General features: G+C 66.4%; 21 protein-coding genes. 9 read left to right on the top strand and 12 right to left on the bottom strand.

Going from position 1 to position 20236, the window contains the following annotated elements; translation table 11 throughout:
• Positions 1-165 precede the first annotated feature (165 nt).
• From pgm to WFK98_RS10495, 4 genes are all read right to left on the bottom strand, one after another.
• The gene (pgm, locus tag WFK98_RS10510; protein WP_336800164.1) at positions 166-1821 is read right to left on the bottom strand and encodes a phosphoglucomutase (alpha-D-glucose-1,6-bisphosphate-dependent); all 1656 of its coding nucleotides are present in this window, start codon (positions 1819-1821) and stop codon (positions 166-168) included.
• A gap of 119 nt (positions 1822-1940) precedes the next feature.
• Positions 1941-2363 (bottom strand): DUF1801 domain-containing protein, encoded by a 423-nt coding sequence (locus WFK98_RS10505; protein WP_336800163.1) that lies wholly within the window; start codon positions 2361-2363, stop codon positions 1941-1943.
• Between the two features lie 9 nt (positions 2364-2372).
• Positions 2373-2837: a DUF1801 domain-containing protein gene (locus tag WFK98_RS10500; protein ID WP_336800162.1), complete on the bottom strand. Its 465-nt coding sequence runs from the start codon at positions 2835-2837 to the stop codon at positions 2373-2375.
• Between the two features lie 86 nt (positions 2838-2923).
• Positions 2924-4201 carry a DNA polymerase IV gene (locus tag WFK98_RS10495; protein ID WP_336800161.1) on the bottom strand — a complete coding sequence of 426 codons (1278 nt, stop codon included), beginning with the start codon at positions 4199-4201 and terminating at the stop codon, positions 2924-2926.
• Between the two features lie 212 nt (positions 4202-4413).
• Here WFK98_RS10495 and gatC point away from each other — a divergent pair, with 212 nt between their 5' ends.
• The 3 genes from gatC to WFK98_RS10480 all read left to right on the top strand — a co-directional run bounded on the left by gatC (position 4414) and on the right by WFK98_RS10480 (position 6594).
• Entirely contained in the window at positions 4414-4701 is a 288-nt protein-coding gene (gene gatC / locus WFK98_RS10490) for an Asp-tRNA(Asn)/Glu-tRNA(Gln) amidotransferase subunit GatC (protein ID WP_266337953.1), read from the top strand.
• Positions 4702-4799: 98 nt separating this feature from the next.
• On the top strand, positions 4800-6281 hold the full coding sequence (gene gatA / locus WFK98_RS10485; protein ID WP_336800160.1) for an Asp-tRNA(Asn)/Glu-tRNA(Gln) amidotransferase subunit GatA: 1482 nt from the start codon (positions 4800-4802) through the stop codon (positions 6279-6281).
• A 4-nt stretch (positions 6282-6285) separates the two neighbouring features.
• Positions 6286-6594 carry a chorismate mutase gene (locus WFK98_RS10480; protein WP_336800159.1) on the top strand — a complete coding sequence of 103 codons (309 nt, stop codon included), beginning with the start codon at positions 6286-6288 and terminating at the stop codon, positions 6592-6594.
• Between the two features lie 43 nt (positions 6595-6637).
• Here the strand turns inward: WFK98_RS10480 and WFK98_RS10475 are convergent, their stop codons facing one another.
• Complete coding sequence (locus tag WFK98_RS10475) at positions 6638-6895, bottom strand: YjhX family toxin (RefSeq protein ID WP_266337950.1); 258 nt, start codon at positions 6893-6895, stop codon at positions 6638-6640.
• 262 nt (positions 6896-7157) lie between these two features.
• Here WFK98_RS10475 and WFK98_RS10470 point away from each other — a divergent pair, with 262 nt between their 5' ends.
• A complete protein-coding gene (locus tag WFK98_RS10470; protein ID WP_266337949.1) occupies positions 7158-7466 on the top strand; it encodes a hypothetical protein in 309 nt (102 codons plus the stop codon).
• Between the two features lie 72 nt (positions 7467-7538).
• Here WFK98_RS10470 and WFK98_RS10465 read toward each other — a convergent pair whose 3' ends face one another.
• Complete coding sequence (locus WFK98_RS10465) at positions 7539-8807, bottom strand: porin (RefSeq protein WP_266337948.1); 1269 nt, start codon at positions 8805-8807, stop codon at positions 7539-7541.
• Between the two features lie 746 nt (positions 8808-9553).
• Here WFK98_RS10465 and WFK98_RS10460 point away from each other — a divergent pair.
• Positions 9554-10615 carry a hypothetical protein gene (locus WFK98_RS10460; protein WP_336800158.1) on the top strand — a complete coding sequence of 354 codons (1062 nt, stop codon included), beginning with the start codon at positions 9554-9556 and terminating at the stop codon, positions 10613-10615.
• 79 nt (positions 10616-10694) lie between these two features.
• On the opposite strand, the gene WFK98_RS10455 is transcribed toward WFK98_RS10460, so the two are convergent.
• From WFK98_RS10455 to WFK98_RS10440, 4 genes are all read right to left on the bottom strand, one after another.
• A complete protein-coding gene (locus WFK98_RS10455; protein WP_336800157.1) occupies positions 10695-11717 on the bottom strand; it encodes an ABC transporter permease in 1023 nt (340 codons plus the stop codon).
• Entirely contained in the window at positions 11714-13225 is a 1512-nt protein-coding gene (locus tag WFK98_RS10450; protein ID WP_266337945.1) for a sugar ABC transporter ATP-binding protein, read from the bottom strand. Before WFK98_RS10450 ends, WFK98_RS10455 begins: the two co-directional genes overlap by 4 nt.
• Before the next feature lie 157 nt (positions 13226-13382).
• Positions 13383-14399, bottom strand: a complete 1017-nt coding sequence (locus tag WFK98_RS10445; RefSeq protein WP_266337944.1) for a sugar ABC transporter substrate-binding protein — start codon at positions 14397-14399, stop codon at positions 13383-13385.
• 122 nt (positions 14400-14521) lie between these two features.
• Positions 14522-15202 carry a GntR family transcriptional regulator gene (locus WFK98_RS10440; RefSeq protein WP_266337943.1) on the bottom strand — a complete coding sequence of 227 codons (681 nt, stop codon included), beginning with the start codon at positions 15200-15202 and terminating at the stop codon, positions 14522-14524.
• A 119-nt stretch (positions 15203-15321) separates the two neighbouring features.
• Between WFK98_RS10440 and WFK98_RS10435 the strand changes: the two genes are divergently transcribed.
• Genes WFK98_RS10435 through WFK98_RS10420 form a run of 4 tightly spaced genes read left to right on the top strand, consistent with a single transcriptional unit; the run spans position 15322 to position 18558 of the window.
• Positions 15322-15684 (top strand): UxaA family hydrolase, encoded by a 363-nt coding sequence (locus WFK98_RS10435; RefSeq protein ID WP_336800156.1) that lies wholly within the window; start codon positions 15322-15324, stop codon positions 15682-15684.
• Entirely contained in the window at positions 15681-16931 is a 1251-nt protein-coding gene (locus tag WFK98_RS10430) for a UxaA family hydrolase (protein ID WP_336800155.1), read from the top strand. The genes WFK98_RS10435 and WFK98_RS10430 overlap by 4 nt, the downstream gene beginning before the upstream one ends.
• 30 nt (positions 16932-16961) lie before the next feature.
• Positions 16962-17609: an RraA family protein gene (locus WFK98_RS10425; protein ID WP_266337940.1), complete on the top strand. Its 648-nt coding sequence runs from the start codon at positions 16962-16964 to the stop codon at positions 17607-17609.
• Positions 17596-18558 (top strand): alpha/beta hydrolase, encoded by a 963-nt coding sequence (locus tag WFK98_RS10420; RefSeq protein WP_266337939.1) that lies wholly within the window; start codon positions 17596-17598, stop codon positions 18556-18558. Before WFK98_RS10425 ends, WFK98_RS10420 begins: the two co-directional genes overlap by 14 nt.
• Before the next feature lie 193 nt (positions 18559-18751).
• Here the strand turns inward: WFK98_RS10420 and WFK98_RS10415 are convergent, their stop codons facing one another.
• Positions 18752-19384, bottom strand: a complete 633-nt coding sequence (locus WFK98_RS10415) for a GNAT family N-acetyltransferase (RefSeq protein ID WP_336800154.1) — start codon at positions 19382-19384, stop codon at positions 18752-18754.
• Positions 19385-19455: 71 nt separating this feature from the next.
• Positions 19456-20199 carry an SDR family oxidoreductase gene (locus WFK98_RS10410; RefSeq protein ID WP_336800153.1) on the bottom strand — a complete coding sequence of 248 codons (744 nt, stop codon included), beginning with the start codon at positions 20197-20199 and terminating at the stop codon, positions 19456-19458.
• Between the last annotated feature and the right edge of the window lie 37 nt (positions 20200-20236).

Raw genomic sequence — 20236 nt, 5'->3', positions numbered from 1 at the left:
CGCACTAACGATACACGCTTGCGGGGGAATCTCTAGCTAGAGTTGAAGTGGGCGATCTGGGCTAGTTAGAGTGTGTCCGCTAATGAGCGATGCCTAGTAGCGCAGTTGCTGCGGAGAGTGTCAGCGCCTTTGTCTCGCGGTGTGGATCGATCGGGTCTCCCCAGCTCATCCCCCCTGAAACACCTTCGCCACCACGGCCCGCGCGTCGGCCTGGATCTGCTTCAGGTGGTCGGCGCTTAAAAAGCTTTCGGCGTAGATCTTGTAGACTTCTTCCGTGCCGGAGGGGCGGGCGGCGAACCAGCCGTTTTCGGCCACCACCTTGATGCCGCCGATCGAGGCGTCGTTGCCCGGCGCGCGGGTCAGGCGCGCCGTCACCTTCTCGCCGGCCAGTTCGTCGGCGTCGATCTTCGACGGGTCGAGCTTGCCGAGGATCGCCTTCTGCTCCGACGTCGCCGGCGCGTCGATGCGGGCGTAGTAGGATTTGCCCAGATCGGCGGTGACCGACTGGTAGAACTGGTTGGGGTCGCTTCCGGTGACGGCGGTGATCTCGGCCGCCAGCAGGCCCATAATCAGGCCGTCCTTGTCGGTGGTCCAGACCTCGCCGTCGCGGCGCAGGAACGAGGCGCCGGCGCTTTCCTCACCGCCAAAGGCGAGCGAGCCGTCGATCAGCCCGGCGCTGAACCATTTGAAGCCGACCGGCACCTCGACCAGCCTGCGGCCCATCTTCGCGACGACGCGATCGATCATGCCGCTGGAGACGGCCGTCTTGCCGAAGGCGCTCGAAGCCTTCCAGTCCGGCCGGTGGGTGCAGAGATAGGCGATCGAGGCGGCGAGGAACTGGTTCGGGTTCATCAGCCCGCCCGAGGGCGTGACGATGCCGTGGCGGTCGGCGTCGGTGTCGTTGGCGAAGGCGATGTCGAATTTGTCCGCCAGCGCGATCAGCGGCGCCATGGCGTAGGGCGACGAGCAGTCCATGCGGATCTTGCCGTCCCAGTCCGCCGTCATGAAGGAGAAGGTCGGGTCGACGATGTCGTTCACCACCGTGGCGTCGAGCTTGTAGCGCTCGATCATCGGCTGCCAGTAGCGGACGGCGGCGCCGCCAAGCGGGTCGATGCCGATCTTCACGCCGGCCGAGCGGATCGCCTCCATGTCGATGACCTTGTCCAGATCGGCGACATAGGGGGTGATGTAGTCATAGGGGCGGATGCAGGCTTCCTTGCGCGCACGGGCGAAGGGCAGGCGCTTCACGCCGGCGAGCTTGGCCGCCAGGAACTCGTTCGCCGCCTTGCCGATCCAGGAGGTGACGTCGACATCGGCCGGGCCGCCATTGGTCGGGTTGTACTTGAAGCCGCCATCGTCGGGCGGATTGTGCGACGGGCTGATCACGATGCCGTCGGCGAGGCCTTCGGTGCGGCCTCTGTTATAGGTGAGGATGGCGTGCGAGATGACCGGCGTCGGCGTGTAGCCGAGATGCTCGTCGACCATGGTCTCGACGCCGTTGGCGGCGAGCACCTCGATCGCCGAGGCAAGCGCGGCTTCTGACAAGGCATGGCTGTCCATGCCGATGAAGAGCGGGCCGGTGATGCCGGCGTGCTGGCGATACAGGCAGACGGCCTGGGTGATCGCCAGGATGTGCCATTCGTTGAAGGCGGAGGCGAAGGCCGAGCCGCGATGTCCGGACGTGCCGAAGGCGACCTTCTGGGTCGGGATCGCCGGGTCGGGCTGCAGCGTGAAATAGGCGGTCATCAGCCGCGGGATGTTGGTCAGGGCCGAGCGCGGAACCGGCTTGCCGGCGAGAGGATGGAGCGTTGCTTCCGACATGTGTTTTCTCTGCGATTCCACGGGGCTGATGTTGGGCGATCATGAGGGGCGGCGCGGGCGCGGGCAATATGCGTTTTGGGTGGCCTGCGACGCGGGCGGGGAAAGCCGCGCCGCTTGGTTTACGATTGGCTTTTCGGCTTTCGCCGCCTGGCGGCGAGCGACTGGTTGAGCGCCACGGCGGCGCGGATCAGCGCCTTGAAGGCGGTCTCGTCCAGCGGCGCGCCTTCGGGAATGTCGAGCGCGCGGCGGGTGTTGCCCTCGAGGCTCGCATTGAACAGGCCTGCGGGATCGTCGAGCGCGGCGCCATGCGCGAAGGTCAGCTTGACCGCCTTTTTATAGGTCTCGCCGGTGCAGAGGATGCCGTCATGCGACCAGACCGGCACGCCGCGCCATTTCACTTCCTCGACCACGTCCGGGTCGGCCTCGTGGATCCACTTGCGGACGCGGGCCAGCGTCTCGCCGCGCCAGTCGGCCAGTTCGCGGATCTTGGCGTCGATGGCCTCGGAGGCGCTGGCCTCGGTTGCTTCATAGGCTGCTGTCATGGTGGTCGCTTACATCTTCTCGCCGGGCAGGCGGCTCGCCTGCTTCACCCAATCCTCGAACCGGGCCTCGTCGAACGGCTTGTCTTCATGGATATCGAGATAGCGCACATGCTCCTGCTTCGAGGCGCCGGGCGGCGGCGGATCGAGCGCCGCGCCGCGAAAGAAGGCGACTTTGACGTATTTCGTCATGCAGTGAAGGCCGAGGAACCAGCCGTCCTCGTCGGCGCCATAGAGCGGCGAGTTCCATTTGACCGCCTTGCGCACATCCGGCACGGCGCGGGTGATGATGGCGTCCAGCCGCTTGCTGACGTCATGCTTCCACGCCGGCATTGCGGCGATATAGGCCTGCACCGGCTCGTCGCCATAGCCCTTGGCGATCTGCGGATTGCCGCCGGCGAGGAGTTTTGGCGGCGACGGATCCGCTTTTGTCGCGGATTTCGCCTTGGCGGGCTGTTTCGCCGGCTTTCCGGCCATGGTTTTCCTCCCGATCTGGCTGTTCCACCCAGCACTTGCCGGGAAGCATAGCGGCGGGGCGTGACATGACCAAGGCGGGGCGGGGGCTACTCCGGCTTGCGGAAGGTGAGGCCGTGTTCGACGGCGCCCTTGCCAAACTTGCCGCGGACCTTATCGATCGCTTCCTCGGCCTTCGCGCGCTTGGCGGCGGCGGGGTCGACGAGGTCGTCGGGGTCGGCCAGCTGCGGATCGGAGAAATCGGAGACCTGGACGCCGATCAGCCGATAAGTCGTGCCGTCGGTCTCATGCGCCAGCATCTGCTCGGCGGTTCTGAAGATGCGGTCGGCGAGGCGGGTCGGGTCGGCGAGCTGGCGCGAGCGGGTGCGCAGCTTGAAATCGGCCGATTTCAGCTTGAGCGTGACGTTGGAGGCGGCGAGCTCGGCCCGTTTCAGCCGGGCGGAGACCTTTTCCGCCAGCCGGCGCAGGATCGGCCGGAGGCTCGCGAGGTCGGCGCGGTCATGGTCGAAGGTGGTCTCGGCGCCGATCGACTTCGCCTCGTGGCGCGGCTCGACGGTGCGGCGGTCGTCGGCGCGGGCGAGGCGGGCGAGCCGCAGCCCCATGACGCCATAGCGCCTGGCGAGGTCGCTCTCCTCCATCCGCTGCAACTGGCCGATCGTCTTGATGCCCTGCTCGGCGAGCTTCGCCTCCAGCGCCTTGCCGACTCCCCAGATCATGCTGACCGGCTTGTCGGCGAGGAAGGTCTGCGCCTCGGCGCGGCCAATGACGGAAAAGCCGCGCGGCTTGTCGAGGTCGGAGGCGAGCTTGGCCAGGAACTTGTTGAAGGAGAGGCCGACCGAGATAGTGATGCCGACCTCCTGTTCGACGCGGCGGGCGAAGCGGGCGATCGTCAGCGCCGGGACGGCACCATGCAGCCGCTCGGTGCCGGAGAGATCGAGGAAGGCCTCGTCGATCGAGATCGGCTCGACCAGCGGCGTCAGTTCCTGCATCAGGGTGCGGATCTGTTGCCCGACAGCGACGTATTTCTCCATGTTCGGCCGAATCACGACGGCCTCCGGACACAGCTCGAGCGCCTTGAACATCGGCATGGCGGAGCGGACGCCGTGGATGCGGGCGATGTAGCAGCAGGTCGAAACGACGCCGCGTTTTCCCCCGCCGATGATGACGGGGAGGTCGGCGAGACCAGGATCGTCGCGTTTCTCGATCGAGGCGTAGAAGGCGTCGCAATCGACATGGGCGATGGCGAGCGAGCCCAGTTCGGGGTGCGAGGCGATGCGCGGGCTGCCGCAGGCGCGGCAACGCGCGCCGGAAGCGGGTGTCAGGCAGTCGCGGCAGAAGCCGGCGAGGGAGGCGGCGGAGATCGACATGACGGCCCGGCGGCGGCGCGATGCCGCGAACGGGCAAACTAGCCTCCCGTCCGCATCGCCGCAAATCGTTCCGCCGATCGGCAATCCGCTTCGGTTTCGGCCTGTTCAGTTGCGATGCGGCAAGGGCGGGTGATATAGCGAGCGGATCATTTTCGCCGTAGCCGGGTCGCTCGACCGGTTCTGCCAACGGCTCTTGCCAAAGGGTTCTCGCCATGTCCGTCGACATCGCCACCGTCAAGCGGGTCGCTCATCTCGCCCGGATCGCTGTCACCGAGGAAGAGGCCGCGTCCTTCCAGGGCGAGATCAACGCCATTCTCGGTTTCGCCGAGCAGCTGAACGAGGTCGATGTCGAGGGCGTCGAGCCGCTGACCTCGGTCGTCGCGCAGACGATGAAGAAGCGCGCCGACGTCGTCACCGACGGCTTCTATGCCGAGCGCGTGGTCGCCAATGCGCCGGTCTCTGACGATGATTTCTTCGTCGTGCCGAAGGTCGTCGAGTGACGGCCTGAGCCGGGCTCCGAGTTTTCCGAAGAGGGCGGGCGCGCCCTCATCCCGGTGACGCCGTTCACCGTCTCCGCTTCCCCAATTTCGAGATGCCGATGTCCTCGACCGATCTGACCAGCCTGACCATTGCCGAAATCCGCGATGGCCTGTCGAACAAGGCCTTTTCCGCCACCGAGCTGACCAAGGCCTATCTCGCCTCGATGGAGGCGGCCCGTTCGCTCAATGCCTATATCGTCGAGACCCCGGAGCAGGCGCTCTCGATGGCCGCCGCTTCCGACGAGCGGCTGGCGAAGGGCGAGGCGAAGGCGCTCGAAGGCGTGCCGATCGGCGTCAAGGACCTGTTTGCGACCGAGGGCGTGCATACCCAGGCGGCGTCGCACATCCTCGACAAGTTCAAGCCCACCTATGAATCGACCGTCACGGCCAATCTCTGGAACGACGGCGCGGTCATGCTCGGCAAGCTCAACATGGACGAGTTCGCCATGGGCTCTTCGAACGAGACCTCCTATTACGGCCCGGTCGTCAATCCGTGGCGCCGCGAGGGCTCCAACGTTCCGCTGGTGCCGGGCGGTTCGTCGGGCGGCTCGGCCGCCGCCGTCGCCGCGCGCCTCTGCGCCGGCGCGACCGCGACCGACACCGGCGGTTCGATCCGCCAGCCGGCCGCCTTCACGGGCACGGTCGGCATCAAGCCGACCTATGGCCGCTGCTCGCGTTGGGGCACCGTCGCCTTCGCTTCGTCGCTCGACCAGGCCGGCCCGATCGCCCGCACCGTGCGCGACGCCGCCATCCTGCTGAAGTCGATGGCCTCGGTCGACGCCAAGGACACCACCTCGGTCGACGTTCCGGTCGGCGACTATGAGGGCGCGGTCGGCCAGTCGGTGAAGGGCCTCCGCATCGGCATTCCGCGCGAATACCGGCTCGATGGCATGTCGGCCGAGATCGACGCGCTCTGGCAGCAGGGCATCGCCTGGCTGAAGGAGGCCGGCGCCGAGATCGTCGACATCTCGCTGCCGCACACGAAATACGCGCTCCCGGCCTATTACATCGTGGCGCCGGCCGAGGCCTCGTCCAACCTCGCCCGCTATGACGGCGTGCGCTACGGCCTGCGCGTGCCGGGCGAGGACATCGCCTCGATGTACGAGAACACCCGCTCCGCCGGCTTCGGCCGCGAGGTGAAGCGCCGCATCCTGATCGGCACCTATGTGCTGTCCGCCGGCTATTACGACGCCTACTACGTTCGCGCGCAGCGGATCCGCACCCTGATCAAGCGCGATTTTGATCTGGCCTTCGCCGCCGGCGTCGACGCCGTGCTGACGCCCGCGACCCCTTCGGCCGCCTTCGGCCTCGAGGAAATGGCGCTTGCCTCGCCGGTCGAGATGTACCTGAACGACGTCTTCACCGTGACGGTGAACATGGCCGGCCTGCCGGGCCTCGCCGTTCCGGCCGGCCTCGACAAGTCGAAGCTGCCGCTCGGCCTGCAGCTGATCGGCCGGCCGTTCGAGGAGGAGACGCTGTTCCGCCTCGGGCAGGTGATCGAGGATGCGGCCGGCACGTTCACGCCGTCGAAGTGGTGGTGAGGCCGTGACCATCCGCAAGCCGGCCGACTGCACGACCAAGGCGCATATCCGCTCCGAGATCGACCGGCTGGATGCCGATCTGGTCGCGCTGCTGGCCGAACGCTTCGGCTATGTGCAACGGATGGCGGAGATCAAGTCTTCGCCGGACGAGGCGCTGGTGCCCGAGCGGGTCGATGAAGTGCTCGACCGGGTGGCCGTCGCGGCCAGCAAAGCCGGTCTCGATGAGCAACTGGCGCGCGATCTCTGGCGCAGGCTGATCGAATGGAACATCGAATTCGAGCGGCGCACCATCGCCGCCCGCCTCGGGCAGTGAGGCAAGAAGGCCGGCGGACCACCAGGTCCGCCGGCCTTTTTCTTCAGCGGTTGTCCAGCTGGGCGCGAACTGCGTCCAGGCCCGCCCGCGTGATGCGATAGGGCGCGCCGTTTTGCGACGCGATCAGGCGTCGCCGCTTCAGGCGCAGGAACAGATCGAGCGAGCAATCCGTCAGGATCCAGCCGTCGCGGGTTGCACAGTCGGCCGCGATGATGCGGCCGGAATCGTCCTTGTGATGGCGGATGACGCCGCCCTGAGCGAGCGCATGCAGGATGCGCTGCTCGACCTTCGAGACATTCATGGTGGGATTTCGTTCAGAAGTAGTCGGGTGATCGAAGCCGCGATTCCGCGGGCCGCGCGCCGATGGCGCGAGGGCTCCAGACCCTGCCTAACGGGGGCAGGGGATCACCGGGACTGCGAGGTAGTCGACATCCAAACTCCTGAGACGCCGGTTTTCTAGCGGTATCCGTTGGCGCGGGCAAGCCGGTTTGGCATGCTAGGTTGCAAACGGATGCCGAAGGAACCCCATCGTTGCCTTACGGCGACGCCATCGGGAGGAAGAGATGGATCAGACGCCAATCGGATCGCTGGCGGATTTTCGTGCGACGCTCGGGAATGCCGCGCCGCCATCAGCGCTCTCCGGCCCGCTTCAGGCGCTCTGGCATCTGGAAAAGGGAGAGTGGGACGCCGCGCACGCTCTGGTGCAGGACGACGAGAGTCGCGCCGGCGCCTGGGTCCACGCGCATGTTCATCGCATCGAGGGCGATCTATGGAATGCGCGCTACTGGTATGGCCGGGCCGGCCGGGCGGCGGGCGAGGGCGACGTTGCTCTGGAGCGCGAGGCGATCGTCGTCGCCCTTCTGCGCGATTGAAGACAATGAAAAACCCGGCGGATCGCTCCGCCGGGTTCCGGTTCCGGGCCTCTTGGCCTGGAGCCAAATTGATTACCAGGAACGCTTCAGCCAGAGAACCGACTGCCAGGCGTCGCCGTCCTTGACCTTGGAGGTGTCGGAGGAGACGGAGCTGTAGAAGACGTCGACCAGGAAGTCGAGGCCCTTGACCGGCGTGAAGTTCGTGGTCGAACCGACGCGCCAGGCGTCGAACTCGCGGTCGTTCCAGGCGGCGTAGTCGGCGGTGCCTTCGAACTTGGCGTAGCCGCCCGAAAGCGACGTCCAGACGCGATCGGACCAGACGTGCTTGTAGGAGACGAAGCCGCTCCAGCTGTCGCCGGGGACGAAGTCGAGCGCCGACATGCCGGTCAGCGAGCCGGACAGGTTCGACACCGAGGTGCCGCCGGTGATGCCGGTGAACGAGTTGGCGTTCTGGGCGTAGCTGGCCGAGATCTGGAACTTGTCGCCCTTCGAGAAGCTGTCGAGCGCCAGCTCGACGATGCCGCCGACGGCGAAGCCGCTCTTGTCTTCGAAGACATACGGGTTGGACGGGGTGCCGGCGCCCGAGATGTCGATGGCATGCTTGACGTAAGCCGCGGCAACCTTCGTCTTGAAGATGCCCGAGGCGTAGGTCACGGCGCCGATGATGTCGGGGATGTTGTCCTGGCCGCCGCTGGCGATCAGGTTGTTGTTGACGTCGTAGAGGCCGTCGACATAGCCGGCGCCGCCGCGGTCACGCGGGTCTTCCAGCGACAGCGAGAGGCCGAAACCGTTCACCGAATAGGTCAGTTCGATGTGGTCGGTCTTGGTGTCCGACGCGAACATGCCGGTGTCGTCGAAGCCCTGGCCGAAATCGAACAGCGAGTCGAAGCGACCGGCCTTGATCGGGCCGAACTGAAGCCAGGCGGTGTCGACATAGGCCGAGTTGGTCGAAGCGTTGACCAGGTCGGCGAGCGTGCCGGTGCCCGGCTCGTTGCCGGTCTTGGCGCGCATGTCGATCCAGCCGGTGAGGTTGCCGTACTCGGTGATGGTCGAGCCGGTCAGCTGGATCGAGGCTTCCGTGTAGAAGTTGTTCCAGTTGCTGTCGCGGTAGAGCTTGTTGAAGGGGCTGTAGTCGTTGTCGCCGAACGAGGTGACGAACTTCACGTAGCCGCCGACCTTGATGCAGGTGTCGGTGCCGGGCGAGTAGAAGAAGCCCTTGCCGAAGGCGTCGCAGACCTTCACGTAGTCGACCGGCTCGGCAACGGTGAGATCCGCAGCATTGGCGGCGCCGGCAACCATCATCGCGGCCGCGGAGCCGAGAATAAGAGACTTAAACGTCATTTCTGACCTTCCAAAAAGTGTGGGAGGGTAAAATGCGCAGCCGCTCCGGCCCCAGGCTGACCCGCAGATCAGCCCGTCGCGACAGCAATGCGCCCCAGACCCCCGTTTCGTGTTGGCCGCCGCGCATCCCTGTTCGGGACACTGCGTGCGGTGCCCGCTGCGACCCCTCGCGGCAGGCACCGGCAACCTAGTCGGTCGGTCGGAAGCTGCAATGTAAAATGATCAGAATTTGAAGTATTACAGGTTTATGAATTTCACTAGTGGCTTAATTGCGCTAGGTGTTATTGTAATTTGCCGGCTTGTCACAATTATGTATTATAAGTATATCCGGATAAATTTAAAAATCAGGCCGTGACTCAATCGATGTTCGAGAGTTGATGTCATAGTCAAGGTAATGTTGAGGAACTTCTGTCGCTATCACCGGATATTTTCATTCTGGCGGATGACGAAATACGAATCGGCGGATCGCTCGTCCTCTCGCAGGTGACGTAGAGGCGCTCGCGCCCATCTCAGGAAACCGTCGCTATCCCATGGGGTTGTGTAGTCGAGACAATCGTATTGCATCGCAATAGAGGCCCCGATTTCGGCTCGATCGGCGTCGTAGATTCTGGCGTCCGAGTCGCCGGTCAGTAATCGATCGGGGTCCTTCGTTAGAATTATTGCATTTGCGATGAAACTTTCTCAAAACTGCTGCCGTTATCACAGCGTAGGGTGGGTTCGTATAGCAGACGGCAATGGAGGGCTTCATGATCCGAATTCGAGTTGCAGCCACGTCAGCAGCCTTGCTGATGGGAACCATGCTGATGCCGGCCTATGCCGGTGGCGGCCTTGGCGGCGTTGTTAGCGGCGTCACGGGCGCCGTTGGTGGCACCGTCAGCGGTGTCACCGGGGCGGTCGGCAATACCGTCGGCGGCGGCCTCGGCAACACCGTGACCAATACAGGCAGCGCGCTGGGCAATACGGTGTCGAATACCGGGACGGCAGTCGGCAGCATCACGAATGGCGTCACCGGCGCGGTCGGCAGCGTCGTGAGTAGCGCCACGGGCACGGATTCGAGCGGCACCACCACCTCGACCCTGCGCACCGAGCCGCGGTCAACTCTGGTGTCGGGTATCGACGCGCGCATCGACCTGTTGTCGAAGCGCGAGCTGATCCGCCTCTGCCTCGGCCTCGGTGGTCAGGCTTCCTGCGGCGGCAGCCGCGATCAGGTGACTAAGCTGATCGATGCGCGGCTCAAGCTGCTGTCCAAGGACCAACTGGCCAATATCTGCGTCAATGTTGGCGCAAGCTGCGGCGGTCCGAACGCGAAGGGCGGCACCCGGGTTACGGCCAATGTTCTTGGCAAGAACGGTCTCGCCGATGCGCGGGTCAAATCCGACCTGATCGGCGGCATCAATGCCAAGGCAGCCGTGCTTTCGAAGAAGGACCTGGTCAAGGTCTGCCTGAACGCGGGCGGCGGTTCGGCCTGCGGCAATGGCGATCGCAACCAGATCCTCGGCCTGCTCGATACGCGGTTGGCCGTGCTGCAGCCGAGCCGGCTGCTCAATCTCTGCCTGAGCGTGGGCGGCTCCTGTGGCAGCGGTACGCGCAATCCGGGAGGTCCGGGAGGCCCTGGCGGTCCGGGAGGTCCCGGAGGCCCCGGCGGACCGGGCACCGGCAATCCGGGCGGACCGACTTCCGTCTCGGACAGCGGCCTGAGCGGTGCGGACCAGCAGGCGCTGCGCAACAAGTGCCCGACCATCCTGCGCAATCCGTTCTCGTTCGATGCGGATCTGGTCAAGCTCTGCAAGATGGCCCGCCGGATCTAGTCCGGTCGGCACGAGAAACAGAGAAGGCCGCCGCATCCCCGATGCGGCGGCCTTCTTCGTGTGTTTGATCCGTCGGGGCTCAGGTCTGCGCCTTGCCCGATGCCATGCGGGCGATCATCAGCGCGCCGAGGATGATGGCGCCATAGATCGCTTGGATCCAGAACGACGGCACCTGCGCCAGCGTCAGCAGGTTCTGCACGACGCCGAGGAGCAGCACGCCGGTGAGCGCGCCGAACATCGTGCCGCGACCGCCGTCGAGCGAGATGCCGCCGATCACCGCCGCCGCGAAGACGGTGAAGATCATGCCGTTGCCCTGGTTGGCGCTGATGGCGCCGACATAGCCGGTGATCACCAGGCCGCCGATGGCAGCCAGAATGCCCGCCAGGATGTAGACGCCGATGGTGATGCGCTCGACGCGGATGCCGGCGGCGCGCGCCGCCTCCGGATTGCCGCCGATGGCATAGAGGGCGCGGCCCAGCCGATGATAGCGCAGCACCACCGCCGCGATGATGAAGGCGAGCGCCGCCAGCCAGACCGCCAGCGGCAGGCCGAGGAAGGTGATCACCATCAGCGCGTAGAAGGCGTCGGGCAGGTCGAACAGGGTGCGGCCGCTCGTGGCGCCGACCAGCATTCCGCGCAGGATGATCAGCATGGCGAGCGTCACGATGAAGGCGTTCAGCGTGAAGCGGACGACGAGGATGCCGTTGATCAGGCCGATCAGCGCGCCGACGCCGAGCACGATCAGGATGCCGACGAAGGTGGGCAGCTCGACGCCGAACCCGTTATTGGCGACCGGCAGCACGAGCAGGGCGCCGATCGCCGGCGCGAAGCCGGCGGTCGATTCGAGCGACAGGTCGAACTTGCCGGTGATGATGATCAGCGATTCCGCCAGCACCACCAGCGCCAGCGCGGCGGAAGAGGTGAGGATGGTGTTGATGTTGCCCTGGGTCAGGAAGGCCGGACTGATGAAGGCGCCGATGATGATCAGGATGACCAGCGCCGGCAGCAGGGCCAGGTCGTGCAGGCGGATCAGCGACCGGCGCGGGGCGGGCTTGCCGCTGCTGCCGAGCGCCGCCGCGGTGGCGGTTGGTTGCGTGTTCATGCGAGCTCGATCCCTTCGATGGAGGCGACGAGCGCGTTGTCGCTCCAGCCTGCCTTGTGTTCCGCGACGACCGATCCGTGCTGCATCACCAGCACGCGGTCACAGGTTCTCAGATCCTCGATCTCGCCGCTGACGACGAGGATCGCCTTGCCCTCCTGCCGCATCCGCTCGACGACGGTCAGGAGCGCCTCCTTCGACTTCACGTCGACGCCGGCGGTCGGATCCATCAGCACGAGCACGGAAGGGTCGTTGGCGAGCGCGCGGCCCATCACGACCTTCTGCTGGTTGCCGCCGGAAAGGCCGGAAACGAGCTGGTCCGGGCCCTGGGTGACGATGCCGAGCGAGGTGATCGTCCGGTTGGTCAATTCGGCCCGTCGCCTCGGTGCGATGAAGCCGAACGGCCCCATGTGGCGGTTCACCGTCATGATCGCGTTGTCGGCGACCGATTGCGACAGCACCAGCCCCTGGTCGTGCCGGCTCTTCGGCACGCAGCCGACGCCGAGTTCGAGCGCCGCCGTCACGTCGCCGGACGGCAGCGGCTTCTGGTCGATCCGGATGGTGCCGCCGGTATAGGGCGAAAGCCCGGCCACCGCCTCGGCGAGGCCGATGCGGCCGCCGCCGGTCGGGCCGGAGAGGCCGACGACCTCGCCGCGACGGACCTTGAAGCTGACGTCCTGGAAGTCCTCGCCCGAGACGCGGTCGATTTCGAGCGCCACGGCGGCCCCCTCTGGCACGGTGCGGCCGGCGGCGTCGGAGACACCGAGATGGACGTGCTCGCCGGTCATCGCCTCGATCAGCCGGTCCTTCGGCAGGTCGGCGACCGGCGCGGTGATGATGTGGCGCGCGTCGCGCAGCACCGTCACCGCCTGGCAGATCTCGTAGACCTCCTGCAGATGGTGAGAAATGAACAGGAAGGTGACGCCGGCCGCCTGCAGCTCGCGGATGCGGATGAACAGACGCTTGATCTCGTCGCCGTCGAGCTGCGCCGTCGGCTCGTCGAGGATGATGAAGCGAGCGCCATAGGAGAGGGCGCGGGCAATCTCGACCAGCTGGCGCGCCTCGATGCGAAGGTCGCCGGCGCGGGCGTCCTCCGAGACGTTGACGCCCCACTGGTCGAGCACCTCGCGGGCGCGCCGTCGCAAAGTCGACCAGCTGATGAAGCCACGCTCGGTCGGATGGCGGTTGATGAACAGGTTCTCCGCGACCGTCAGGTCGGGAATGATCGTCGAATGCTGGTAGACGCAGGCGACGTTGCGGCGCCAGCCCTCGCGATCGGAGATGGCCGGGGCCGGGACGCCCGAGAACAGCACCTGGCCGGAATCCGGCGCGCGCAGTCCGGTCAGGATGCCGACCAGCGTCGATTTGCCGGCGCCGTTGCGGCCGACCAGCGCGTGCGACTCGCCGGCGAATACCTTGATATGCGCTTCGTGCAGCGCCGTGGTCGGGCCGTAGCGCTTGGAGACGCCGCGCGCCTCGACGATCGGCGTTCTCGTGTCAGGCGGCTGCATGATGGCCCCGCCCTGCGTCTGGAAAGAAGAAATGCATCGGGGTCTCCGGAGTTCGGGAGACCGGATCCATGCCGTCGGCACGGATCCGGTTTATCAACACCTTGCGCCAAGCGCTTGATCCAGCGGGGAAAGCGAGACGCTTTCCGGGATCAGGCAATCAGAGCTGGTTGCCCCAGAAGGCCTTGTCGTCGACATTCTCCTTGGTGACGAGCGGCGCCGCGAGCTGGTCTTCCAGCACGCCCGGGCGGACCTCGACGATGTTGCTGTCGTGGTCGGTCGGACCCGGCTTGAAGGTCGTGCCGTTGATCGCCTCCTTCAGATACTGGATGCCGTACTTGGCATAGAGGTCGGCCGGCTGCGAAACGGTGGCGTCGATCTCGCCCTTGCGGATGGCGTCGAATTCCTGCGGGATGCCGTCATTCGAGACGATGACGATGTGGCCTGCCTCGCCCGCCGGCTTCAGCAGGTTCTTGCGCTTCAGCGTTTGCAGGGTGGGGGCGAGGAACACGCCGCCGGCATGCATGTAGATCGCCTTCAGGTCGGGCTGCGCATTGAGGAGCGCGTCGAGACCGGCTGCGGCGTCTTCACCCGACCAGGCCTTGGTCGGGATCTCGAGCAGCTTCAGGTTCGGATAGTTCTTGGTGATGCACTCGCGGAAGCCGTTGCCGCGATCGCGTCCGTTGATCGAGGCCTGGTCGCCCATGATCTGGACGACGGGGCCTTCCTTGACGTTGTCGCCGATGAATTTGCAGGCCTTCTCGCCATAGGCGAGGTTATTGGCGCGTACGACGATCGCCACCGGGCCGGCATCCGGCGCGACGTCGACGGCGACGACCTTGGCGCCGGCCTTCTCGGCCGCCTTCAGCACGGAGCCGGCGGCGGCGGATTCGAACGGCGAGAAGATGATGCCCTTGGCGCCGAGCGACAGGGCGTTCTGCACGCCGGTGATCTGCTTGGCCGTGTCGAACTCGGAATTGAAGGGTTCGAGCAGGTCGACGCCCTGCTTCTTCGCTTCCTCGACGATGTACTTGTTGTACGAGGTCCAGAAGGGCGAGGTCAGCGTCGTCAGGTCGACAGCGACCTTCTCGCCATCGGCCCGCGATGCGCTGGCGCCGAGCATGGTGGCAAGCAGCGCCGCGCCGAGAACCGGCACGGTCTTCTTCAGCATGTTCATGTGGTTTCCTCCCACTGGTTCAGTCACGCAGTCCCGCGCCGAGGGAAACGTCCGGTTTTCCCGGTTCTGTCGTTCCCGCGGCGACGTCCTCCTCCGACATCGCGCTTGACCGTTTGGCCCGCCTACGCGCGGACCGGAAAGTCCTCCGGTGCGCGCGACATCATCGCGTCCCGGCTCGCGGCCAGATGGGCCCGGAGCGCGGAAACGGCCTGTTCGGCATCGCCTTCGGCCACGGCGTCGACGATCGCGGAATGTTCCTGCCGCGTCCGTTCGGGCGTGTAGCTCTTCAGCGTGAAGTTGCGGATCGTCTGGGTCTGGCGCTGGATGACGCGGTGCCAGCTGGCGATCGTGTCGTTGGCGCCGAGCTGGACGATCAGCTCGTGGAATTCGCGGTCGAGGCGGATCGCGTCGACGAGCGCCTCGTCGCTCTGCTTGTAGACCGCGGCCATGTGCGCATCGAAAATCGCGCGCAGCCTGGCGATGAATTCCGGCGTGGCGCGACCGGCTGCGATGCCGCGGGCGAGCGCGTCGAGCTCGACCAGCATTCGCGCCTCGAAGATCTCGCGGATCGCCTCCGGCGTGAAGCGGCGAACGACGGAGGCGCGGCGCGATGCGCCCTCGATGAGCCCGTCGCGCGCCAGCATGGCGAGCGCTTCCTTGACCGGCGTCTGGCTGATCATCAGCTCGCCCGCCAGCTGGTCGGCGAGCAATCGTTGCCCGGCTGGCAGCCGTCCGGAGACGATCTGGCTCCGTAGCTCCTCGTAAGCCTGTTCTGCGAGTGTGGCGCGTTTCAGCTTGGGCATGCCGCAACGATAGGCTCGGTTTTACTCGCCATGCAATAAAAAATTTTTTGTTTCTTTTGGCCGGATGATGGGCTAGCTCGAAGGAAGAGCCGGGACATTCTGAGCAGAGCCGTATCGCCATGCCCAATCCTTCGCCTGACCCTTCCCATGACCTTGCGCCGGCCGTTTCCGGCACGGACAGTCGCCTGCTTCTTCTCTTCGAGGACGACAATGTGCTGGTCGCGCGGATGCGGATCCGTGCCGGCGAGGCCGTTTCCGTCGAGGGGGCGGCGGTGACGCTCGCGGCCGACCTGCCGCTCGGCCACAAGCTGGCGCGGCGTACGATCGCGGCCGGCGAGAAGATCGTCAAATATGGCGCGCCGATCGGCACGGCGACGGAAGCGATCGCGGCCGGGACCCCGGTGCATGTCCACAACGTCAAGAGCGACTACACGCCGACCTATCACCTGATGGACGCGGCAAAAGCGGGAGCGGGCGCATGAGCATGGCCATCGCTACAGGGACCACCTCCGTTCCGCCGTGGCTGGCCCTGACGGAAACCATGCGCGGCTGGCTGCGCAGCGATGGCCGCAAGGGCATCCGCAACACGGTTGTGGTCGCCTATCTCGTCGAGTGCGCCCACCACGTCGCCCGCGAGATCGCGATCCCGTTCCGCGAGCACGACGTGCATGTGATCGGCTTTCCCGGCTGCTATCCGAACCCCTATGCCGAACGGATGATGGAGCGGCTCTGCACGCATCCGAATGTCGGCGCGGTGCTGCTGATCTCGCTCGGCTGCGAGAGCTTCAACAAATACGCGCTGGAGAAGACGGTGCGCGACAGCGGCCGCCCGGTGAAGACCATCGTCATCCAGGCGGCGGGCGGCACCCGCAAGTCGATGGACGAGGGCAGGGCCTTCGTCGCCGAGCAGCGCGCCTTGCTGGACGAGGCGCCGACCGTGCCGATGGCGCCGAGCGAACTGATCATCGGCACCGTCTGCGGCGGATCGGACGGAACGTCCGGCATCTCCGGCAACCCGGCCGCCGGCCGCGCCTTCGACCAGTTCGTCGCCGAGGGCGCCGCCTGCATCTTCGAGGAGACCGGCGAACTGATCGGCTGCGAGCACATCATGGCGGCGCGGGCGGTAACGCCGGAGCTGGGCGGGATCCTGGAGGCGTCGGTCGCCAAGGCGGCGCGCTATTACGCTACGCTCGGCTATGGCTCGTTCGCCGCCGGCAATGCCGAGGGCGGGCTCACCACCATCGAGGAAAAGTCGATGGGCGCCTATGCGAAATCGGGCGCTTCGCCGATCTCCGGCCTGATCAAGCCGGGCGACGTGCCGCCGCATGGCGGCCTCTATCTGCTCGACGTCGTGCCGGATGGCGAGGTCCGCTTCGGCTTTCCCAACATCAACGACAATGCCGAAATCGCCGAATTGATCGCCTGCGGCAGCCATGCGGTCCTCTTCGTCACCGGGCGCGGCTCGGTGGTGGGTTCGGCGATCTCGCCGGTGGTGAAGATCTGCGCCAATCCCGAGACCTATCGCCGGATGGAGGACGACATGGACGTCGATGCCGGCCGCATCATCGAGGGCCGCGCCAGCCTCGACGAGGTCGGCCGCGAGATCCATGATCTGGTCGTCGATCTCGCGCGCGGCAGGCGCACGAAATCGGAGGAGCTGGCGCACCAGGAATTCGTGCTCGGCTACAAGAGCTTCGAGCCGATCGGGCCGGCCTGCCTGCCGGTCTGACACGGAAGAAGGGACATCGGGGAGGATGTTTTGACGGATCTGACCGCCAGGCTGGAGGCCTGCTACACCGGCGTCGTGCACGACGTCATGCGTGCCATGGGCCTGCGCGATTTCACGCTGCCGGCCGAATTGCGGCCAATCCTGCCGGAGCGCCCGCTCGCCGGCCCCGCCTTCACCATCGAGGGGCGCGCCGATCCAGACGCCGACGGTCACGAGACGCTGCTCGCCTGGACGGGACTGCTCTCCAAGGCGCCCGCCGGCTCGATCTGGGTTTCGCAGCCGAACGATCGCATCGTCGCGCATATGGGCGAACTTTCGGCCGAGACGCTGAAGAACAAGGGCGTGCGCGGCGCCATCGTCGACGGCTTCATCCGCGACACCAATTTCCTGCTGGAGATGGGCTTCCAGACCTGGTGCCGCGGCTTCACCCCGCGCGACATCGTCGGCCACTGGTTGCCGGTCGCCACCGACGTGCCGATCGTGATCGGCGGCATCGACATCCGGCCGGGCGATTATTTCCTCGGCGACCGCGACGGATTGGTCCGGATTCCGGCCGAGCATCTTGCCGAAGTCGTCGAGCGGGCCGAGACTGCGATCTCGACCGAGAACCTCGTCCGCAAGGCGATCCTCGCCGGAACCGATCCCCAACAGGCATATCTGAAGCATGGCAAATTCTGATCTCGCCGCGGTCGAGCCGCTGCACCCCATCCTCGCCGAAGGCGTGAAGGCGCGGCGCGCGCGGCCGGCCTTTCCCGATATCGGCCCGGAAGCGGCGAAGCGCCTGTTCGAGGAGATGCAGGCCAATCCGGAGGGGCTGCCGGCGGTCGCCGAGGTCGAGGCGCTGACGGTCGCCGGCGCGGAGGGGGCGCTCGAGGCGCGGCTCTACCGGCCGGACACGCAGGCGCTTCCGCCGCTGGTCGTCTATTTCCATGGTGGTGGCTTCGTCGTCGGCAGCTTTGCCACGCATGACCGCAATGCGCGGCGCATCGTCAATGCGGCAGGCGCGCTGGTGGTTTCCATCAACTATCGGCTGGCGCCCGAGCATCCTTTTCCCGCCGGTCCGCTTGATGCATCCGCGGCCGTCGCCGATCTGGCCGCCCGCGCCGAAGCGCTCGGCGCCGATCCGGCCCGCATCTTCGTTGCCGGCGACAGCGCCGGCGCGACGCTCGCCATCGCCGCGGCGCTGTCCGGGCGGGATGGACGCGGCCCGGTGCTGGCCGGCCTGATCGCCTTCTATCCCGTCACTGACATGACGACGATCGGCGCGGGCGTTTCCTATGAGGCGTTCGGCGATGGCTCCGTTGGGCTGTCTGAGGCAGACATGATCTGGTTCCGCGATCTCTACGCGCCCGATCCGGCCGACTGGAACGATCCGCGCTGTTCGCCGCTGACGGCGGAACTCGCCGAACTCGGCGAATTGCCGCCGACGCTGGTGATTACGGCCGCGTATGACGTGCTGGCGGAGGACGGCGCATTGCTCGCCGCTCGCCTCCGATCGGCCGAGGTCGCCACGACCTATCTGCATGTCGAGGGCGTCAACCACGGCTTCATCGGGGCTCCCAACCCGCCCCCCGCGACGCTTTCCACCTACGAGGCGGTCGCGGACTGGATGAAGTCGCTCGGGTAAGGGGTAGAAAGACCCTCACCCCAACCCTCTTCCGCGCGCGGGAGAGGGGGAGCGGCGGCGGCCGGAAGGTCCTGGCGAAGGTCTGGGTGAGGGTTTAGGGAATCTTCCGGGTGAGGCGGTAAACCCCACCCGCCGCACTGCGTGCGGGGTCCTCTTCCGAAGGGAGAGGTGAAGAGCGAGGCTCGCCGGATCCTCAGAACCGCCGCGCCATCGTCAGGCCGCCGGCCGGCAGTTCGTCCGAGACGACCGGCGCGAAGCCGAGCTTCTCGTAGAAGGCGATCGCCGCGTGGTTCTGCGGGCTGACGTCGAGATGCATGCCGCGCGAACCGGCGGCGGCGAGCGCCGCCATCAGGTGCTCGAAGCCGCGCCTTCCCCAGCCGAGACCGCGCGCCTCCGGCAGGAAATCGACATGGCCGTGCGAGGGGAACGGATGCAGCGCCGGCGGATAGAGATAGGGCGGGCGGTGGATCAGGCGGCGCACCCAGTCGCTGCCGGACCAGCGGCTCTCGTCGTCGCCGGGATCGCGCAGGCGGGGGCGGATCTTCGCCAGCCAGTCGCGTTCCATGCGGCCATAAAAATCCGGCGTGTCGAGCGCGCCCATGACATAGCCGGCGACGCCGTTCGGCCCTTCCAGCACGAAGGCGAATTCGGGCTCGAGCACCAGATAGGGGCCGATGAACATGTGGCCGAGCGCGTCGGGATCATCCTCGCGGGCGCTCGCGTCCTGCCCGGCATTGCCGGTGCGGAGGCACACCCGATAGACGGCGGGCATGTCGGCGAGGTCGGCCTTGCGCAGGCGAAAATCGACTTGGTTCGGGGAGGCCATGGCATTTCCGCTGCGCGATCGGAATACGGCCGGGAGCGGTCGTCCCGGCCGGCTTCCTGTCGGGCGATCGATCAGGCGAGGGTCCGCCCGCCATTCACGGCAAGCGTCTGGCCGGTGATGAAATCGGCCGCGGGTGAGGCGAGGAAGGTGACGATGCCGGCGATATCGTCCGGTGTGCCCTGATGGCCGAGCGGCACCAGGCGGCGATAGTCTTCCAACTCGTCGGCCGTGGTGCCGGAATGGCGCTCGACCGGAATGAAGCCCGGCGCCACCAGGTTGACCGTGATGCCCTCCGGGCCAAGTTCGCGCGCCCAGGAGCGGGTGAGGCCGACCATGGCCGCTTTCGCGGCGACGTAGTGGCCGAATTCCGGATTGCCCATGTCGACGACTTCCGAGCCGATATGGATGACGCGGCCGACGTGACGGGCCCGCCATTCCGGCAGCACGGCCTGGAGCAGCAGCAGCGGCGCCTTGACGAAGAAGCGAAGCTGGTCGAGATGGTCGTCCCAGGTCTGTTCCTCGATCGGGATCAGCGGCTGCGGGCCGGTCGCGTTGTTGACGATCACGTCGACGGGGCCGAGATGGCGGTCGATCTCGGCGATGCCGTGGCGGACGCTGGCCTTGTCGGTGACGTCGAACTTGAAGGCGGCCGCCTTGCCGCCGGCGCTGGTGATGGCGTCGACGACACTGCCGGCGCCGACATCGTCATGCGCAAAGTTGACGGCGACGGTCCAGCCGGCGGCGCCCAGCCCCTTTGCGATCGCTGCTCCAAGTCCGCGCGACGCGCCCGTGACGAGTACTACTCCCACGATCATCCTCCCGAAATCACGCCCGTCTCTCGGATTCGACGCG

The organism is Kaistia sp. MMO-174, assembly GCF_037147815.1.
GTDB lineage: Bacteria > Pseudomonadota > Alphaproteobacteria > Rhizobiales > Kaistiaceae > Kaistia > Kaistia nematophila.
This window is presented reverse-complemented; position numbering and strand designations above follow the sequence as displayed.

Bases quoted from the DNA above. Each gene is read 5' to 3' on its own strand.
- pgm (WP_336800164.1), bottom strand. From the start codon at position 1,821: ATGTCGGAAGCAACGCTCCATCCTCTCGCCGGCAAGCCGGTTCCGCGC.
- WFK98_RS10505 (WP_336800163.1), bottom strand. From the start codon at position 2,363: ATGACAGCAGCCTATGAAGCAACCGAGGCCAGCGCCTCCGAGGCCATC.
- WFK98_RS10500 (WP_336800162.1), bottom strand. From the start codon at position 2,837: ATGGCCGGAAAGCCGGCGAAACAGCCCGCCAAGGCGAAATCCGCGACA.
- WFK98_RS10495 (WP_336800161.1), bottom strand. From the start codon at position 4,201: ATGTCGATCTCCGCCGCCTCCCTCGCCGGCTTCTGCCGCGACTGCCTG.
- gatC (WP_266337953.1), top strand. From the start codon at position 4,414: ATGTCCGTCGACATCGCCACCGTCAAGCGGGTCGCTCATCTCGCCCGG.
- gatA (WP_336800160.1), top strand. From the start codon at position 4,800: ATGTCCTCGACCGATCTGACCAGCCTGACCATTGCCGAAATCCGCGAT.
- WFK98_RS10475 (WP_266337950.1), bottom strand. From the start codon at position 6,895: ATGAATGTCTCGAAGGTCGAGCAGCGCATCCTGCATGCGCTCGCTCAG.
- WFK98_RS10470 (WP_266337949.1), top strand. From the start codon at position 7,158: ATGGATCAGACGCCAATCGGATCGCTGGCGGATTTTCGTGCGACGCTC.
- WFK98_RS10465 (WP_266337948.1), bottom strand. From the start codon at position 8,807: ATGACGTTTAAGTCTCTTATTCTCGGCTCCGCGGCCGCGATGATGGTT.
- WFK98_RS10460 (WP_336800158.1), top strand. From the start codon at position 9,554: ATGATCCGAATTCGAGTTGCAGCCACGTCAGCAGCCTTGCTGATGGGA.
- WFK98_RS10455 (WP_336800157.1), bottom strand. From the start codon at position 11,717: ATGAACACGCAACCAACCGCCACCGCGGCGGCGCTCGGCAGCAGCGGC.
- WFK98_RS10450 (WP_266337945.1), bottom strand. From the start codon at position 13,225: ATGCAGCCGCCTGACACGAGAACGCCGATCGTCGAGGCGCGCGGCGTC.
- WFK98_RS10445 (WP_266337944.1), bottom strand. From the start codon at position 14,399: ATGAACATGCTGAAGAAGACCGTGCCGGTTCTCGGCGCGGCGCTGCTT.
- WFK98_RS10440 (WP_266337943.1), bottom strand. From the start codon at position 15,202: ATGCCCAAGCTGAAACGCGCCACACTCGCAGAACAGGCTTACGAGGAG.
- WFK98_RS10435 (WP_336800156.1), top strand. From the start codon at position 15,322: ATGCCCAATCCTTCGCCTGACCCTTCCCATGACCTTGCGCCGGCCGTT.
- WFK98_RS10430 (WP_336800155.1), top strand. From the start codon at position 15,681: ATGAGCATGGCCATCGCTACAGGGACCACCTCCGTTCCGCCGTGGCTG.
- WFK98_RS10420 (WP_266337939.1), top strand. From the start codon at position 17,596: ATGGCAAATTCTGATCTCGCCGCGGTCGAGCCGCTGCACCCCATCCTC.
- WFK98_RS10415 (WP_336800154.1), bottom strand. From the start codon at position 19,384: ATGGCCTCCCCGAACCAAGTCGATTTTCGCCTGCGCAAGGCCGACCTC.
- WFK98_RS10410 (WP_336800153.1), bottom strand. From the start codon at position 20,199: ATGATCGTGGGAGTAGTACTCGTCACGGGCGCGTCGCGCGGACTTGGA.